Here is a 15,044-nt window from a genome sequence, read left to right on the forward strand (position 1 = left end):
GGCTTACTGTGGCGAGCGGGCTTGTTGTGGTGAGCGGGCTTGCCCCGCGCTGGGCTGCGCAGCAGCCCCAATAAAAAACACCGCATTCTGCCAGGCAAAACGCGGTGTTTGTTTTCAGGGCCGCTGCGCAGCCCAGCGCGGGGCAAGCCCGCTCACCACAACAAGCTCTCTCGCTACAACGAGCCTGTTCCCCAGGGTTTCAGGTCGCCACTGTTAGAACACCACGCCCTGGCTGCGCAGGTAGTCGTCGTAGGTGCCGCTGAAGTCGATCACGCCGTTGGCGCTCAACTCGATGATGCGGGTGGCCAGGGACGATACGAACTCACGGTCGTGGCTGACGAAGATCAGCGTGCCCGGGTAGTTCTCCAGCGCCAGGTTCAGCGCCTCGATGGATTCCATGTCCAAGTGGTTGGTCGGTTCGTCCATGATCAGCACGTTCGGCTTTTGCAGGATCAGCTTGCCGAACAGCATGCGACCTTGCTCACCACCGGAGATCACCTTGACCGACTTGAGGATCTCGTCGTTGGAGAACAGCATGCGCCCCAGGGTGCCACGGATCACTTGCTCGCCTTGGGTCCACTGGCCCATCCAGTCGAACAGGCTCATGTCGTTTTCGAAGTCACTCGCGTGATCCTGGGCGTAGTAGCCCAGTTCTGCGGCGTCGGTCCACTTGATGCTGCCCGCATCCGGCGTCAGTTCGTTGACCAGGGTGCGCAGCAGGGTGGTCTTGCCGATACCGTTCGGGCCGATGATCGCCACGCGCTCGCCGGCTTCAACCTGGAAGCTGAAGTCCTTGAACAGCGGCTTGCCGTCGAAGCCTTTGGCCATGCGCTCGACGATGACCGCCTGGCGGTGCAGCTTTTTGGTTTGTTCGAAACGGATAAACGGGCTCACGCGGCTCGAAGGCTTGACCTCGGCCAGCTGGATCTTGTCGATCGCCTTGGCACGGGACGTCGCCTGCTTGGCTTTCGAGGCGTTGGCCGAGAAGCGGCTGACGAAGGATTGCAGCTCGGAGATCTGCGCTTTTTTCTTGGCGTTGTCCGACAGCAGTTGCTCGCGGGACTGGGTCGCCACGGTCATGTACTCGTCGTAGTTGCCCGGGAACAGGCGCAGCTCGCCGTAGTCCAGGTCAGCCATGTGGGTGCACACGCTGTTCAGGAAGTGACGGTCGTGAGAGATGATGATCATCAGGCTGGAGCGCTGGGTCAGGATGTTTTCCAGCCAGCGGATGGTGTTGATGTCCAGGTGGTTGGTCGGTTCGTCGAGCAACAGCACTTCCGGGTCCGAGAACAGCGCCTGGGCCAGCAACACACGCAGTTTCCAGCCGGGGGAGACTTCGCTCATCGGGCCGAAATGCTGTTCCAGGGGAATACCCAGGCCCAGCAGTAGTTCACCGGCACGAGATTCGGCGGTGTAGCCGTCCATCTCGGCGAATTCGGTTTCCAGCTCGGCCACGGCCATGCCGTCGTCTTCGCTCATTTCCGGCAGCGAGTAGATACGGTCGCGCTCGGCCTTGACCTTCCACAGCTCCTCGTGGCCCATGATCACGGTGTCGAGCACGGTGAATTCTTCGTAGGCGAACTGGTCCTGGCGCAGCTTACCCAGGCGCACATTCGGCTCCAGCATGACCTGGCCGCCGGACGGATCGAGGTCGCCGCCGAGGATTTTCATGAAGGTCGACTTGCCGCAACCGTTGGCACCGATCAGACCATACCGGTTGCCGGCGCCGAACTTGACCGAGACGTTCTCAAAGAGCGGCTTGGCGCCGAACTGCATGGTGATGTTAGCTGTGGAGATCAATTACTTTACCTATCAATGGGTTGCGAGCGTGGCGGCAGGAGCCTTCAGGCATGCATCAACAGCGACATCAAGGTGCGAAACCCGGTCGCTGAGCAAAAAATGGGGGATGTGTGTTGGAATTTGGCGCGCATTGTCGCATATGTGAGGCGACAGTTGTATGGCGGCCGACGACGGATGTTAAGAGCCTTCAATGTCGCGTGGTGCAGGGCTTCTCCACACTGGCGGGTTGTTCAGGCTGGATAGCGGAACGTATGATCGCAACGAGCCCGCTATCTGGGCGCCGAGACTCAACCCGTGAAGGACATGCGCATGGAAAAGCACTTCGGTAATTCAGGCCTGTTCAAGGCTGCTTCGTATCACTGCAACGAACTCCTGGGCTGCGGCATCGCCCGCTGGGAGCTGAAAAATATTGCGCTGAATACGAAGGAGTTTTTGATATGTCCAAAGAACTACTCGGAGTTTCTGCTCTAGGGTTGATGGTGGTCGGCGAGTTTTGTGCAATCTACAGTGAGGTGGTCACCGCCAAGCTTGCCCAGACAGGAAGTGGTTCATGGGAAGGGTTCGTACTTCCCGTTGCGCTGATGTGTTTTGCAGGGCTTTGTCTGCTGGGTGCATATTGGCTGGGGTACGTTGCTGTCGGTGATATCTGGGTCGTCACTGTGGTTTCCGTCACCTCGTTGTTGCTTCTTGAACCCGTGGTGGTCTGGTCTCTGTTTCATGAAGCACCAGGGCGAGGCGCGCTTATCGGGTTCGTCTTGGGAGCCCTTGGAATGCTGTCCACTGTACTGCTTTAACTTGGCCCGCTGGCCCGGCAATCAAACGCTGGGTCAGCTCACCGAAGGCGAGTGCGGCGCTTTTTTCATACCCGATAGCCGCTCAGTCTCATTTGTCCGTCAGCGCCCTAAGAACCATCGCTTAAAAACACCAGGTCAACGCCAGGTTCTGCCAAACCAAAGCGTAAACGTCTGCCGCCTCTCAGCAATTGAACACAGGCGCATAACGCTCTTCGCGTTTCTTGAAGTGAATCGGGGCCATAGGGACTTTTTCACCGTTGACGAATATGTCCGGGAAGGTGAGCGTGAAATCATCCATATCGCCTTGGCCCAACGCTGTTCCTTTGAACTCGCTGTGGAATGTTTTCCTGGGGTCGAAACCGGTTTTGAGTTGTTCAATGGTGACAGGATAGCTTTGCCCGTTAGCCAGGGTGACCGTGACAACGGGCGACGCTGCACTGACCCAAAGCGCCGGGTCGGCCTGTTTGACGGCTGCTGTGCTATTGGATGGGTAGAGCCGTCCGAACAGGCGCAGTTCAGCAGCGGTTGAGCGCTGGTTACCCGGCCAGCTGGATGTGCCGGGTGGCGCCACATAGACCAGCACATGAACCCAGTTGAGTTCTTCTGCCAGTGGGGCATAGCTCATCGCCGCTTTCGGGCCGGGGCAGGTGCGCGAAAGCAGGGCGTTGCTGCCCAACGTCGACTCCGGATGCAGATAGGGCCCCGTGCTGCAGCCTGCGAGCAGAAGCAGTAGCGGATACAGGATGTATTTCGTCATAGGGGCAACTCCATTTGCTGTTTGGGTTCGGCGCACAGTGTCGCTTATATCATGCGGCAGATGCGTGAGGGGCCAAGATGGGTTTGGCCAGCGTCTCCGGCATCGCCAGCCATAACAGCGCCAACGCGACGCCCGCCACCCCGGCCAGGGTGAGGAAGGCCGCATTGTAGCCGGCCTGCTGCACCACAAAACCGGCCAGGCTGCTGCTCAAGGCCGCGCCCAGCCCAAATACGGTGGACAGCGCCCCCAGGCTGACGTTGAAACGCCCGGTGCCCTGGGTCAGGTCCTTGACGATCACCGGGAACAGCGCACCGAAGATCCCTGCGCCGATACCGTCGAGCATCTGCACGGCCACCAGCCAGTAGGGATCGCTGGACAGGGTATAGAGCACGCCACGCAGCGGCAGGATCATGAAGCCGAACAGCAACAGCGGCTTGCGCCCCCACACGTCGGCCTTGCTGCCCACCAGCCAGGCCATCGGCACCATCACCAATTGTGCGGCGACAATACAGGCCGAGGTCAGCGGCGTGGCCATCTGCAGGTTGATCTGCGAGAGCTTCTGGCTGACCAGTGGCAGCATCGCCGCATTGGCCAGGTGGAAGAGCGCGCAGCAGACGGCAAACAGCAATAACGGCCGGTTGGCCAGCAAGACCGCAATGCCGGACGGCTGCTCATGGTCGCTGTGGTGGGCAGGGTCGAAGCCCCGGGCCACCTCATGGTCGATCGCTTTGGCGGAGACGCAACTGACCGCGACGACGCTGGCCACTGCCATAAAGGCCATCAGGTAGAACACCACCACGGGGCCGAACAGGTACGCCAGGCCACCGGCCAACAGCGCCGCCACAGCGTTGCCGGCGTGGTTGAAGGTTTCGTTGCGCCCGGTGCGCCGGGTGAACGCTCGTGGCCCGGTAATGCCCAGGGAAATCGCGGAGATCGCCGGCGCGAACACCGATGCGGCGATGGCACTGGCCGCCTGGGTCAAGGCAACCAGGCTGAATGAACTGACGAAGGGCAGCAACAGGCAACTGCCGGTCACCAGCAGGGCGGCAACGGCAATCACAGCGCGTTTGCTGCGCGTGCGGTCGATCAGGGCACCCGCCGGGCCCTGGGTGATCAGCGCGGCGATACCTGCCAGGGTCATGACTACGCCGATACTGGCCGGATCCCATTTGTGCACCGCCAGCAAGTAGATGGCCAGGTATGGACCGAGGCCGTCGCGCACATCCGCCAGGAAAAAATTCAGGCTGTCCAGGGACAGGGTATTACGCAGGTCGGCGTGTGTGGCCATGATCAGGACTTCGCAGGGGGCGTTCAAAGGCTGAACACTCATTGCGCTAGTGACCTGCGCGCAGTTCATTTAGTTTCGCCTGCTGCTGGGGTTTTAATCTGTAGGCTTGTGGCTTATTTTCTTTGCCTCGCCGTATGACTTATCTGGAGACGCAATGGACATGCCCTCAGCTCAACAGGCGATTGCCTGCAACAAGGACGCCTGGGATCACTCCGCCGACCTGCACAAAACCACCGAGACCTGGAGCGCCCTGCTTAACGGGGTCCGCGACCCTGGGTTTTCGTGCCTGGACCCCACTCTTACCGGGCTGTTGCAAGACATCGGCGTTGCCGGCAAAGAGGTGGTGCAGGTGTGCTGCAATAACGGTCGCGAAAGCCTGTCGCTGTTTGGCCTGGGCGCGCGTTCGGTGGTCGGTGTGGACCAATCCCGGGCGTTCCTGCAGCAGGCCCGTGAGCTTGCCGACGTTTCGCCCCACCACCCGGAATTCATCGAAAGCGATATCCACCAGTTGCCATCACGCTTGCACGAGCGCTTCGACATCGCCTTGGTGACCATCGGCGTGCTGGGCTGGATGCCGGATGTGGCGCTGTTCATGCGCCATGTCGCCAGGACCTTGAAACCCGGTGGCACGCTGGTGATGTATGAAACCCACCCGTTTCTGGAAATGTTCGACCCGCGTGCGCCAGACCCACTGTTGCCGGCCAGTTCGTACTTCCAGCGTGAGCCTTTTGTGCTGCAGGAGTCGATTGTCTATGAGGGGCAGGGCGAAGTGGCGGGGCCGACCTCCTATTGGTATGTGCACACCCTGGGGGATGTGGTGAGCGCGGCGATTGCTGCGCAGTTGCAGATCGACCATCTGCAGGAATATGCCCACTCCAATCGCGAAGAACTTTACGACCAGTACGAGCACCAGCCTGCCCAGTTACCCCTGTGCTTCACGTTGGCCGCCACCAAGCGTCCCGCCTGAGCCGATTCGCACCAGGCAAAAAAAAGCCCCCGAACTGGCGGGCCAAGGGATTTACTGGAGTAGGTAGGCTTCACCCTATAGGGCTGAAAGTGAAGGCTTTGTGAAATTGCTGTCGCGCGTTCGGATGGCGCGCAGCATCACGCGCGGCGCACGAAAGTGCGCATGGTTTGGCCTGGGCCGGTACTGAACACGATAGGTCTGGGCATTCCTTCATCCGCCGCAATGAACACAAATGAATCCCCCTCCAGGCGATAACTGGCGGGCAAGTGCTTGCCGGCGTCATCGCCCAGGGCGTCCACCCAGGTAATGCTTTTGGGAACCGTGCTGCTGTCCAGGAAAAACCGACCCGCCAACAACACTTCGCCACTGACGGTCTTCACTTCGAAACGATCGCCGCTGATAGTGGTTAAAGCGCCCGGAGCGCTGTGGGCATCGATGGGATTGAGTACGCCACTGTCTTCAAGTGAGGTTTGCTCCCAAACGCCTTGAAGGGTTTGACTATCCGGATCTGAAAGGGCTGACATACAAATTCCTTTTTGCTGAGGGGGTAATTACCGGGCGTTGCCGGCGGTGCTGCCTTTTACCATCTTTCGCCGTTCGATGATCGGTGGTTGCCGTGCCCCAAGGCCGGCCGTCGAGGCGCCTGCCCGGCACATTCACTAGACAGGTTTTCACAATTCTTGATTAACTTTTGGTTACAAACTGTGGCTAAATAACTGCCACGGACCACGTATCGGGACATTACTCAGCCGGTCGTGCCAATTGTGTGAATTGTGATTTCAGACGCTGCTATCCATCCTCAGCCGTTGTGGGCGCGCAGGAGCAGCCTGTTTTCTTCTGACATGTGACGAAATCCCTTGAAACTCATCATTGTTGTTCTTTACGTTGCCTCCATTGCGTATGTACACCTGCGTGGTCGGGTGCGGCATAAGCTGGGTCGCCAACTCAGTGATCATTCGACCTTCCTGGCACCGATCAACTGCTTCCTTTACCTGTTCTCCAAACTGCCCGGCCGCCCTTATTTATCACCCAGCGATTTTCCCGAACTGAGCCCGCTGCAAGAGCACTGGGAGGAGATTCGCCGGGAAGGCCAGGCTCTGATGCGTGCGGGCGAAATCAAACGCTCCGACCAATACAACGACGTAGGTTTCAACTCGTTCTTCAAGTCCGGCTGGAAGCGGTTCTACCTGAAATGGTATGGCGACAGCCACCCCTCGGCGATGAAGCTGTGCCCGCGTACCACCGAGCTGGTGCAGGGCATCGGCTCGATCAAGGCGGCAATGTTCGCCGAGTTGCCGCCGGGCTCCAAGCTGGTGCGCCACCGTGACCCGTATGCCGGTTCCTACCGTTACCACCTGGGCCTGGACACGCCGAATGATCCGGGCTGCTACATCAATGTGGACGGCGAAAGTTACTACTGGCGTGATGGCGAGCCGGTGATGTTTGACGAGACGTATATTCACTACGCTGAAAACACTACACAACAGAACCGCATCATCCTGTTCTGCGATATCGAGCGCCCGATGAAATACCGTTGGGCCGCCGCCTTCAACCGCTGGTTCAGCCGCACTGTGATGGCGGCCGCAGGCTCGCCCAATGACGCCGGCGACAAGACGGGTGGGCTCAACCGCGCGTTTACTCGCCTGTACACGATCCGTCTGCGTGGCAAAGAACTGAAAAAGCGCAACCGCACGCGTTACTACCTGGAAAAGTGGGCGATCTTCGCTGCCCTGGCGGCTCTCTTCCTGCTGATCTGAACCGGTCCGGGCGCCACTCACTTCGGTGGCGTGGCGTCTAATTGATCCCACATCTTTCTGTTGATTTTTTGCCGATTGGCATAGCCCGCCCACGGGTCTTCCTTCAAGCCTTGCAAACGTTCCAGCAGATTGGCCACCGTCCATTGCTGGGCACTGCGCAAGCCTTTGAACTCTTCACGACTTACCGGTACCGACACGGGCAAGCCCGGCCGTGCGCGTACCGAATAGGCCGCCACTGTGCTGGCGCCACGGGCATTGCGCAGGTAATCGATGAAGATCTTGCCTACGCGGTTTTTTGGCCCGGAGGTGGCGGTAAAACGCTCGGGCAACTGCCGGGCCATGAACTGGGCGATGGCTTTGGCAAAGGCTTTTACCGTGTCCCAGCCATCCCGCCGCGCCAACGGTATGACCAGGTGCAAGCCTTTGCCGCCGCTGGTCTTGACGAAGGCTTCCAACCCCAGCTCGTCGAGTACCGACAAGGTGAGCTGAGCGGCTTCCAGCATGGTTTTCCAGGGCAGCGCCGGGTCCGGGTCAAGGTCCAGCACAAACAGGTCCGGGGTTTCGATCTTGTCCGAAGTGGCGCCCCAGGTATGCAGTTCGAGGGTGCCCATTTGCACGGCCCCAACCAGCGCTTTCGTCGTGTCGATCTCCATCAGGCGCGCATGGCCTGGGTCCAGTGCCGGGTCCAGTTGCTTGATGTTCGGAATCGCCAGGCGCTCCGAGTGCTTCTGGAAGAACTGCTCGCCCTCGATGCCTTCCGGAGCCCTGAGCAGGGACACGGGGCGATGGCGCAGGAAGGGCAGGATCCATTCGCTGATGCCTTCGTAGAACTGCGCCAATTGCTGTTTCTGCGTGCCGCTTTGCGGGTCGATGACGCGGTCGGGGTGAGTGATCGTCACCCCGCTGGCCTTGCATGCCGCCGATGCTTTCAGGGTTTTGGCCGCGCGGGGCTGCTCCTGAATGACCTGCGCGGCGGGTTTGTCCGTGCGCAAGCCCATGAACGCTGCCTGGCGTACCACACCCTCTCGGGTCCATTGGGCAAACTGCACCTCACCGACCAGCGTCGGCTCTACCCAATGCACGCCGCGCGCCTGGGTGCCGGTCAGCGGTTTTGCCAGGGGCGACGCCGTGCGTTCCAAAGGCTTGAGCCGGGCATGGATGTTTTTCAGTGAGGCCTGGTCGAACCCGGTACCCACGCGCCCGGCATAGACCAGCGCGCCATCGGCATGGACGGCCAGCAGCAGCGCACCAAAACCGCTGCGTGATCCCTGGGGGCGGGTGTAGCCGACGATCACGAACTCCTGGCGCAGGCGGCATTTGAGCTTGATCCAATCGGTACTTCGACTGGAGACGTAGGGGCTGCCCTTACGCTTGCCGATCACGCCTTCCAACGCCAGCTCGCATGCGCTTTCGACGATATCGCGCTGGTTGGCGGCAAATGCTTCGGAAAAACGCAGCAGTTTGCTGCGGCTGCCGGACAAGGCGTCTTTGAGCGCGGCGCGTCGCTCCTCCAGTGGCGCCTGGCGTTGATCGCTGCCGTTTAAAAACGGCGCGTCGAACAGGTAGTAGACGATGTCCAGGCTGCGGCCGAGCTCAAAGGCATTTTGCAGTGCCTGGAAGTCCGGCAGGCCGTCGTCATTAAGGCTGACCATCTCGCCATCGAGCCAGCTGTCCTTGAGCTTCAGGGCCTGCAGGGCCTTGACCTGGCGTGGCAGGCGCTCGGTCCAGTCATGGCCATTGCGGGTAAACAGGCGTACCTCGCCGCCGCGGATGCGGGCGAGCATGCGGTAACCATCGAACTTGATCTCGTAGTGCCAGTCGCCTTCGGGCGCACGGTCCACCAGGGTCGCCAGTTGCGGGGAAAATTGCTCGGGGAGGGCAGTTGCCCGCTTCTGTGGTTTGGCGCGAGGCTTGGCCTTGGGTTCACCGACCGAGGCGTCACTGAGGACGCTCTTTGGCTGGGCCTGGACAATATCGTATTCGGCGGCGGGGCGGGCCTGCTGGTCTTTTTCCTTGATCAGCATCCACTGCTCCTTGTCGCCGCTGCCCTTGAGGCGCGTACGTACCAGCGCCCAGTCACCGGAGAGCTTTTCACCGACCAGGGTAAATTTGAGTTTGCCGGCGGCATAGGCCTTGTGCGGGTCGTCATGGGGTTGCCAGATGCCGCGGTCCCACACGATCACATCGCCGGCGCCGTACTGGCCGGCCGGGATGCTGCCCTCGAAACCGCCATAGCTCAGGGGATGATCTTCAACGTGCACGGCCAGGCGTTTCTGGCTCGGGTCCAGGCTCGGCCCCTTGGGCACTGCCCAACTGAGCAGCACCCCGTCAAGCTCAAGACGGAAGTCATAGTGCAGGTTGCGCGCGTCGTGCTTCTGGATCACGAAGCTCAGGGCCGATGCCTTGGGCTTACGACCCGGTGCGCGGCCTGATGGCTCGGCGGTGACCTCGAAATCGCGTTTACGGTTGTATTCGCTCAGGGGCTTGGCCATGTGGTTCTCCCGCATAAGGCAGGCTCAGGAGGCCTTTTTGGTGGATTTTTTCGCGGCCGGTTTTTTCGTCGCCGGCTTGCCCGCCAGGCTGCGCTTGAGCAGCTCGGTCAAATCGATCACATCGGCGGACTTGCGCTCGTCGCTGCCTTCCTGGGATTCGACGTCTTCGATCTTGCCGGCCTTGGCTTTCTTCGCCACCAGCGCCATGATCTTTTCCTGGAAACTGTCGCGATAGTCCTCGGGCTGCCAGTCTGCGCTCATGTCTTCCACCAGGCGCTTGGCCATGTCCAGCTCGCCCTTGGCCAGGCTGGGTTTGGTCACCTCGCTGGGCAGTTCCAGTTCATCCAGGCTGCGCACTTCAGCCGGCCAGCGCAGCATCACCAGCACCAGCGCCGACTCCAGGGGCATCAGTGCCGCCAGGTGTTGCTTGGTGTGCAACACCACATTGGCCAGGGCGACCTTGCGGGTTTTCTTCAATGTTTCGCGCAGCAGTGCGTAGACTTTGCCACCACGTTTATCCGGGGCCAGGAAGTAGGGCGTGTCGATGTTCTGCAACGGAATCTGGTCGCTGGCGACAAACGCGATGATTTCGATGGTCTGGGTCGACTTGGGGTGGGCCGAGCGGATCTCATCTTCGCTGAGTACCACATAGCGGCCTTTCTCAAACGCTACGCCCTTGACGATATTCTCCTTGGTGACCTCCTTGCCGGTGGCCTTGTTGATGCGCTTGTAGCCCACCGGGTCCATGCTGCGCTTGTCCAGCCAGTCGAAGTCCACGCCCTGGGCGGAGGTGGCCGAGACCAGCGATACCGGAATATGAACCAGGCCGAAACTGATGGCGCCTTTCCAGATTGCCCGTGGCATACGTGCGATTCCTTAAGAAGAAGCTGTGTTCGGGTGACTCGACGGCAGCGTGAAAAGTTTCCCCGGGCAGATGCGCGGACAGATCGTGTTACACCTGATGAGAAACTATTTAGTTACGAAAGCCGAACCCAGGGCGTAGCGTGGTATCGAAAGCACGTACTCCTCGCCCCAGAGAGGCTTTGTCATGAACAGCTGTGTGCGTCATCTCGCGGTGCTGGTGCTAGGCCTGGCACTTGGGCCAGTTGCCCTCGCGCAAAACCTGCCCGGCAGAAGCGATTCCAATAACGGCCCGATCCACCGGGCCAATCCCAACAGCATGCAGGGCACCCAACCCAATACGCCGGCGGTGCGCGGTATTCAGACCGTGCCGACGCCGCGCACACCGACCCTGGAAAACGGTGGTATCGGCAATCGCTATCCGCAACGCGATGCGGCCCCCAGCCGTCCAGCCACCGACTCCAAAGCCCCCACCTATGATGCCAACGGCAATCGCCGGTAAGGACGCTGTCTTATGTTGATACGCAAAACCCTGCTCGCCACCCTGTGCGCCACCACGCTGCTTGCGCAGACGGCCGTTTATGCCGCCGATGGGCAGCAGTTCCCCAGTGAACAAGGCAGCATCACCGCGACCCCGATCGTCAAAGGCCTCGATCACCCGTGGGCCGTGGCGTTTTTACCCGACCAGCAAGGGTTCCTGGTGACCGAGCGTCCGGGGCGCCTGCGCTTTGTCAGTCCGGACGGCAAGCTGTCTGCGCCGTTGACCGGCGTGCCCGAGGTGTGGGCCAAGGGGCAGGGCGGTTTGCTCGATGTGGTGCTGTCGCCGGACTTCAAGCAGGACCGCATGGTCTACCTGACGTACGCCGAAGGCGGCGGCAAGGGCGGCACGGCCGGCACCGCTGTGGGTCGCGGGCGCCTGGCGCCGGACCTGAGTGGCTTGACCGATTTCAACGTGATCCTGCGCCAGGAGCCGAAACTCTCCACCGGCAACCACTTCGGTTCGCGCCTGGCCTTCGACCGCGATGGCTACCTGTTCGTGACCCTGGGGGAAAACAACGACCGCCCGACCGCCCAGGACCTGGACAAGCTGCAGGGCAAAGTCGTACGGATCTACCCGGATGGCCGCGTGCCCGATGACAACCCGTTTGTCGGTCAAGCCGGGGTACGTCCCGAGATCTGGTCCTACGGCCAGCGCAATCCGCAAGGGCTGGCGCTGAACCCATGGAGTGGCACGCTCTGGGAAAACGAACACGGGCCGCGCGGCGGTGATGAAATCAACATTATCGAGCGGGGCAAGAACTACGGCTGGCCGCTGGCGACTCACGGCATCAACTATTCGCTCACACCGATTCCCGAGGCCAAGGGCAAGACCGCAGAAGGCACCGTGGCGCCCCACCATGTGTGGGAGAAATCACCGGCTATCAGTGGCATGGCCTTCTACGACGCCGACCGGTTCAAGGCGTGGCAGCACAACGTGTTCATCGGTGCGCTGGCCAGCCAGGAACTGATTCGTCTGCAGTTCGATGGCGACAAGGTTATCCATGAGGAGCGCTTGCTGGGCGGCTTGAAGGCACGCATTCGCGATGTGCGGCAGGGGCCGGATGGCTTTCTTTATGTGCTGACGGATGAGGACGATGGCGTGCTGTATCGAGTGGGCCTCAATCAGGATTGAGCAATGAGCCGCAAGCTTGAAGTTTCAAGCTTGCGGCTTCAGTCAAAGCCCGAGTTCGGACAACCCCGGATGCTCATCCGGGCGCCGTCCCAGCGGCCAGTGGAACTTGCGTTCGCTCTCCTTGATCGGCAGGTCGTTGATGCAGGCAAAACGATTGGCCATCAGGCCATTCTCGTCGAACTCCCAGTTCTCATTGCCATAGGAGCGGAACCAGTTACCCGAGTCGTCGTGCCATTCGTAGGCATAGCGCACGGCGATGCGGTTGTCGGTAAAGGCCCATAGCTCCTTGATCAGCCGATAATCCAGCTCCCTGGCCCATTTGCGCGTGAGAAAGCCCTTGGCCTCTTCGCGGTTATGGGCGAATTCGGCACGGTTACGCCAGTGCGTGTCCAGGGTATAAGCCAGCGACACCCGGTGCGGGTCGCGGGAATTCCAGCCGTCTTCGGCCAGGCGCACTTTTTCAATCGCCGATTCACGGGTAAACGGCGGCAAGGGCGGACGTGTTTCTGCGGTAGATGACATCAGGCGGCTCCTCAAAACCATACAGCGTTATCGAAAGTTGCCAGGCGGGTGCGTTCACAGTCCCAATAACGTTCGCGCCATGCATTGCGCATTATCAGCGGCTGTTGAATCACCCATGACCAGGGCAACGGTAATGGCGCCATCGATCAGGATCAGCAGTTGCGCGGCCTGCCGTTCGGGGTCGGGGGTACCATGTGCTTGGCACAGTTCGAGTGCGTACTCGAACAGTTTCTGTTTATGGGCCTTGGCCAGCAGGCGAACCGGGTCGTGCGGGTCGCCGGTTTCGCCACTGGTGTTGATAAAGGCGCAGCCGCGAAAATCCGCCGAGCCGAACCAGGCCTTGAGCGCGTCGAACAGCGCGAGCAAGCGTGCGCCGCTGCCATCGACGCGCTCCACCTCGCCGCGCAGCCAGTGCATCCAGCGCTCGTCACGGCGCTGCAGGGCCGCGATCACCAGCTCATCTTTATTGGCGAAGTAACGGTAAATACTTTTTCGCGAGACGCCGGCGGTTTTCACCAGGAAGTCCATGCCGGTGGCGGCGATGCCGTGGCGATAGATCAACTTCTCGGTGACGTCGAGGATAATGTCGCGGGTTTCATTCTGGGTCATGTCGTTCATGGCTGCTAAAGTAGAACGATCGTTCTTCTTTGTCAACAGGAATTTTACTCTCTGCCACTGCGAGACCTGAGCACACCCATGGTGTAAGCTCGGGGCCTCTTCGGATTCGACCCATTGCGAGCCTTATGCCGTCGTTCTTCAAACGCTCCCTGTTGCCCAAACTGCGCGGTTTTCCCCTGACTCCCGACGCCATTGACGTGCTGTCCGGCGCTGATGCGTTCCGTCGCTGCCTGCTGGAGAACATTGCCCAGGCCACCCGCCGTATCTACATCGTCGCGTTGTACCTGCAGCAGGACGAGGCAGGGCAGGAGATCTACGACGCCCTGCACGCCGCCAAGGCTGCACGGCCGGAGTTGGACATCGTGGTGGTGGTCGACTGGCTGCGCGCCCAGCGCGGGCTGATCGGCGCCGGCAAGCAACCGGGCAACAGCGCCTGGTACCAGGCCATGACGCAGCGCCATGCCAGTGAAGTGCCGGTGTACGGCGTACCGGTGCAAACCCGCGAGCTGTTCGGCGTGCTGCACCTCAAGGGCTTTGTGATCGATGACAGTGTGCTGTACAGCGGTGCCAGCCTGAACAACGTGTACCTGCACAAGTTCGATAAATACCGCTTCGACCGTTACCACCTGATCCACAGCCAGCCCCTGGCGGATTCCATGCAGCACTTGGTGGAACACGGCCTGGTGGCCTCCAAGGCCGTGCACCGCCTCGACCTGCCGAACCCGCCGACCACCCGCAGCCTGCGCAACGACATCGGCGACCTGCGCAGCCGGCTCAAGCACGCGGCCTACGACACCACGGCAGGGCAGTTGCCCAACGGCCACCTGTCTGTCAGCCCGTTGCTCGGCGTGGGCAAGAACAACCCGTTGAACCGCGTGATCCTCGAACTGATCGCCAGTGCCCGGCATCAACTGACCATCTGCACGCCGTACTTCAACCTGCCGCTGCCGGTGACCCGCGAAATAAACCGCGCCCTGGCGCGCGGGGTGAAGGTCGACATCATCGTCGGCGACAAGACCGCCAACGATTTCTACATCCCGCCCAGCGAACCCTTCAAGGTGATCTCGGCACTGCCGTACCTGTACGAAATCAGCCTGCGCCGCTTTGCCAAGCGTCATCAACCGGTGATCGACAGCGGCCAGTTGAACCTGCATCTGTGGCGCGACGGCGACAACACCTACCACCTCAAGGGCATGTGGGTCGATCAGCGCTACACCTTGCTCACCGGCAACAACCTCAACCCACGGGCGTTTCGTCTCGACCTGGAAAACGCCTTGCTCGTCGATGACCCCCAAGGCCAGTGGCTGGAGCCGCGACGCACGGAGCTGGCGCAGATTTTCCAGCACACCACGCGGATCGAGCGTTACCAGGATTTGCAAACCCTGGTGGATTATCCCGAGGCCGTCGGCAAGTTTTTGCGCCGGGTCAGCCGTGTACGAATCGAGCGGTTGTTGTACCGAATTCTCTAGTAACGGGTGCGTTGCGGCAGGCTCGATGTGTTGAGACTTTGCCTCTG

At 60.7% G+C, this 15,044-nt stretch carries 15 protein-coding genes; 7 read left to right on the forward strand and 8 right to left on the reverse strand.

Annotated elements, in window-relative coordinates; translation table 11 throughout:
• Positions 1-213: 213 nt before the first annotated feature.
• Positions 214-1,800 (reverse strand): ABC-F family ATPase, encoded by a 1,587-nt coding sequence (locus J3D60_RS03720; protein WP_074846575.1) that lies wholly within the window; start codon positions 1,798-1,800, stop codon positions 214-216.
• A 309-nt stretch (positions 1,801-2,109) separates the two neighbouring features.
• On the opposite strand from J3D60_RS03720, the gene J3D60_RS03725 reads away from it, so the two are divergent.
• Positions 2,110-2,271, forward strand: a complete 162-nt coding sequence (locus J3D60_RS03725; RefSeq protein WP_253489814.1) for a hypothetical protein — start codon at positions 2,110-2,112, stop codon at positions 2,269-2,271.
• Between the two features lie 5 nt (positions 2,272-2,276).
• Positions 2,277-2,594 (forward strand): hypothetical protein, encoded by a 318-nt coding sequence (locus J3D60_RS03730; RefSeq protein WP_253493945.1) that lies wholly within the window; start codon positions 2,277-2,279, stop codon positions 2,592-2,594.
• A gap of 181 nt (positions 2,595-2,775) precedes the next feature.
• On the opposite strand, the gene J3D60_RS03735 is transcribed toward J3D60_RS03730, so the two are convergent.
• A complete protein-coding gene (locus J3D60_RS03735; RefSeq protein WP_253489818.1) occupies positions 2,776-3,351 on the reverse strand; it encodes a hypothetical protein in 576 nt (191 codons plus the stop codon).
• Positions 3,352-3,400: 49 nt separating this feature from the next.
• Complete coding sequence (locus J3D60_RS03740) at positions 3,401-4,639, reverse strand: MFS transporter (protein WP_027607900.1); 1,239 nt, start codon at positions 4,637-4,639, stop codon at positions 3,401-3,403.
• Positions 4,640-4,793: 154 nt separating this feature from the next.
• On the opposite strand from J3D60_RS03740, the gene J3D60_RS03745 reads away from it, so the two are divergent.
• Positions 4,794-5,606, forward strand: a complete 813-nt coding sequence (locus J3D60_RS03745; protein WP_253489820.1) for a bifunctional 2-polyprenyl-6-hydroxyphenol methylase/3-demethylubiquinol 3-O-methyltransferase UbiG — start codon at positions 4,794-4,796, stop codon at positions 5,604-5,606.
• Between the two features lie 137 nt (positions 5,607-5,743).
• Here the strand turns inward: J3D60_RS03745 and J3D60_RS03750 are convergent, their stop codons facing one another.
• Complete coding sequence (locus tag J3D60_RS03750) at positions 5,744-6,130, reverse strand: TIGR03067 domain-containing protein (RefSeq protein WP_065941329.1); 387 nt, start codon at positions 6,128-6,130, stop codon at positions 5,744-5,746.
• 333 nt (positions 6,131-6,463) lie between these two features.
• On the opposite strand from J3D60_RS03750, the gene lpxO reads away from it, so the two are divergent.
• Entirely contained in the window at positions 6,464-7,363 is a 900-nt protein-coding gene (gene lpxO, locus J3D60_RS03755) for a lipid A hydroxylase LpxO (RefSeq protein ID WP_253489828.1), read from the forward strand.
• 17 nt (positions 7,364-7,380) lie between these two features.
• On the opposite strand, the gene ligD is transcribed toward lpxO, so the two are convergent.
• Both ligD and J3D60_RS03765 read right to left on the reverse strand, forming a co-directional pair.
• Entirely contained in the window at positions 7,381-9,855 is a 2,475-nt protein-coding gene (gene ligD / locus J3D60_RS03760; RefSeq protein WP_253489831.1) for a DNA ligase D, read from the reverse strand.
• Between the two features lie 24 nt (positions 9,856-9,879).
• Positions 9,880-10,719, reverse strand: a complete 840-nt coding sequence (locus J3D60_RS03765) for a Ku protein (protein WP_253489840.1) — start codon at positions 10,717-10,719, stop codon at positions 9,880-9,882.
• A 184-nt stretch (positions 10,720-10,903) separates the two neighbouring features.
• On the opposite strand from J3D60_RS03765, the gene J3D60_RS03770 reads away from it, so the two are divergent.
• Together J3D60_RS03770 and J3D60_RS03775 are read left to right on the forward strand one after the other, a co-directional pair.
• Entirely contained in the window at positions 10,904-11,218 is a 315-nt protein-coding gene (locus tag J3D60_RS03770; RefSeq protein WP_065941332.1) for a hypothetical protein, read from the forward strand.
• A gap of 12 nt (positions 11,219-11,230) precedes the next feature.
• Positions 11,231-12,388: a PQQ-dependent sugar dehydrogenase gene (locus tag J3D60_RS03775; protein ID WP_065941333.1), complete on the forward strand. Its 1,158-nt coding sequence runs from the start codon at positions 11,231-11,233 to the stop codon at positions 12,386-12,388.
• A gap of 42 nt (positions 12,389-12,430) precedes the next feature.
• Here J3D60_RS03775 and J3D60_RS03780 read toward each other — a convergent pair whose 3' ends face one another.
• On the reverse strand, positions 12,431-12,910 hold the full coding sequence (locus J3D60_RS03780) for a nuclear transport factor 2 family protein (protein WP_065941334.1): 480 nt from the start codon (positions 12,908-12,910) through the stop codon (positions 12,431-12,433).
• 54 nt (positions 12,911-12,964) lie between these two features.
• Positions 12,965-13,528: a TetR/AcrR family transcriptional regulator gene (locus tag J3D60_RS03785; protein WP_065941335.1), complete on the reverse strand. Its 564-nt coding sequence runs from the start codon at positions 13,526-13,528 to the stop codon at positions 12,965-12,967.
• Positions 13,529-13,653: 125 nt separating this feature from the next.
• Between J3D60_RS03785 and pssA the strand changes: the two genes are divergently transcribed.
• Positions 13,654-14,997, forward strand: coding sequence for a CDP-diacylglycerol--serine O-phosphatidyltransferase (gene pssA, locus J3D60_RS03790; protein ID WP_065941336.1), 1,344 nt, complete (start codon positions 13,654-13,656; stop codon positions 14,995-14,997).
• Positions 14,998-15,044: the final 47 nt, after the last annotated feature.

The organism is Pseudomonas sp. S3E17, from assembly GCF_024168685.1.
GTDB lineage: Bacteria > Pseudomonadota > Gammaproteobacteria > Pseudomonadales > Pseudomonadaceae > Aquipseudomonas > Aquipseudomonas marginalis.

What these genes read in the sequence shown, in the direction of transcription:
- J3D60_RS03770 (WP_065941332.1), top strand. Translation starts at nt 10,904, where the DNA reads ATGAACAGCTGTGTGCGTCATCTCGCGGTGCTGGTGCTAGGCCTGGCA.
- J3D60_RS03765 (WP_253489840.1), bottom strand. Translation starts at nt 10,719, where the DNA reads ATGCCACGGGCAATCTGGAAAGGCGCCATCAGTTTCGGCCTGGTTCAT.
- pssA (WP_065941336.1), top strand. Translation starts at nt 13,654, where the DNA reads ATGCCGTCGTTCTTCAAACGCTCCCTGTTGCCCAAACTGCGCGGTTTT.
- J3D60_RS03735 (WP_253489818.1), bottom strand. Translation starts at nt 3,351, where the DNA reads ATGACGAAATACATCCTGTATCCGCTACTGCTTCTGCTCGCAGGCTGC.
- J3D60_RS03730 (WP_253493945.1), top strand. Translation starts at nt 2,277, where the DNA reads ATGGTGGTCGGCGAGTTTTGTGCAATCTACAGTGAGGTGGTCACCGCC.
- ligD (WP_253489831.1), bottom strand. Translation starts at nt 9,855, where the DNA reads ATGGCCAAGCCCCTGAGCGAATACAACCGTAAACGCGATTTCGAGGTC.
- J3D60_RS03745 (WP_253489820.1), top strand. Translation starts at nt 4,794, where the DNA reads ATGGACATGCCCTCAGCTCAACAGGCGATTGCCTGCAACAAGGACGCC.
- J3D60_RS03750 (WP_065941329.1), bottom strand. Translation starts at nt 6,130, where the DNA reads ATGTCAGCCCTTTCAGATCCGGATAGTCAAACCCTTCAAGGCGTTTGG.
- J3D60_RS03785 (WP_065941335.1), bottom strand. Translation starts at nt 13,528, where the DNA reads ATGAACGACATGACCCAGAATGAAACCCGCGACATTATCCTCGACGTC.
- J3D60_RS03740 (WP_027607900.1), bottom strand. Translation starts at nt 4,639, where the DNA reads ATGGCCACACACGCCGACCTGCGTAATACCCTGTCCCTGGACAGCCTG.
- J3D60_RS03775 (WP_065941333.1), top strand. Translation starts at nt 11,231, where the DNA reads ATGTTGATACGCAAAACCCTGCTCGCCACCCTGTGCGCCACCACGCTG.
- J3D60_RS03725 (WP_253489814.1), top strand. Translation starts at nt 2,110, where the DNA reads ATGGAAAAGCACTTCGGTAATTCAGGCCTGTTCAAGGCTGCTTCGTAT.
- J3D60_RS03780 (WP_065941334.1), bottom strand. Translation starts at nt 12,910, where the DNA reads ATGTCATCTACCGCAGAAACACGTCCGCCCTTGCCGCCGTTTACCCGT.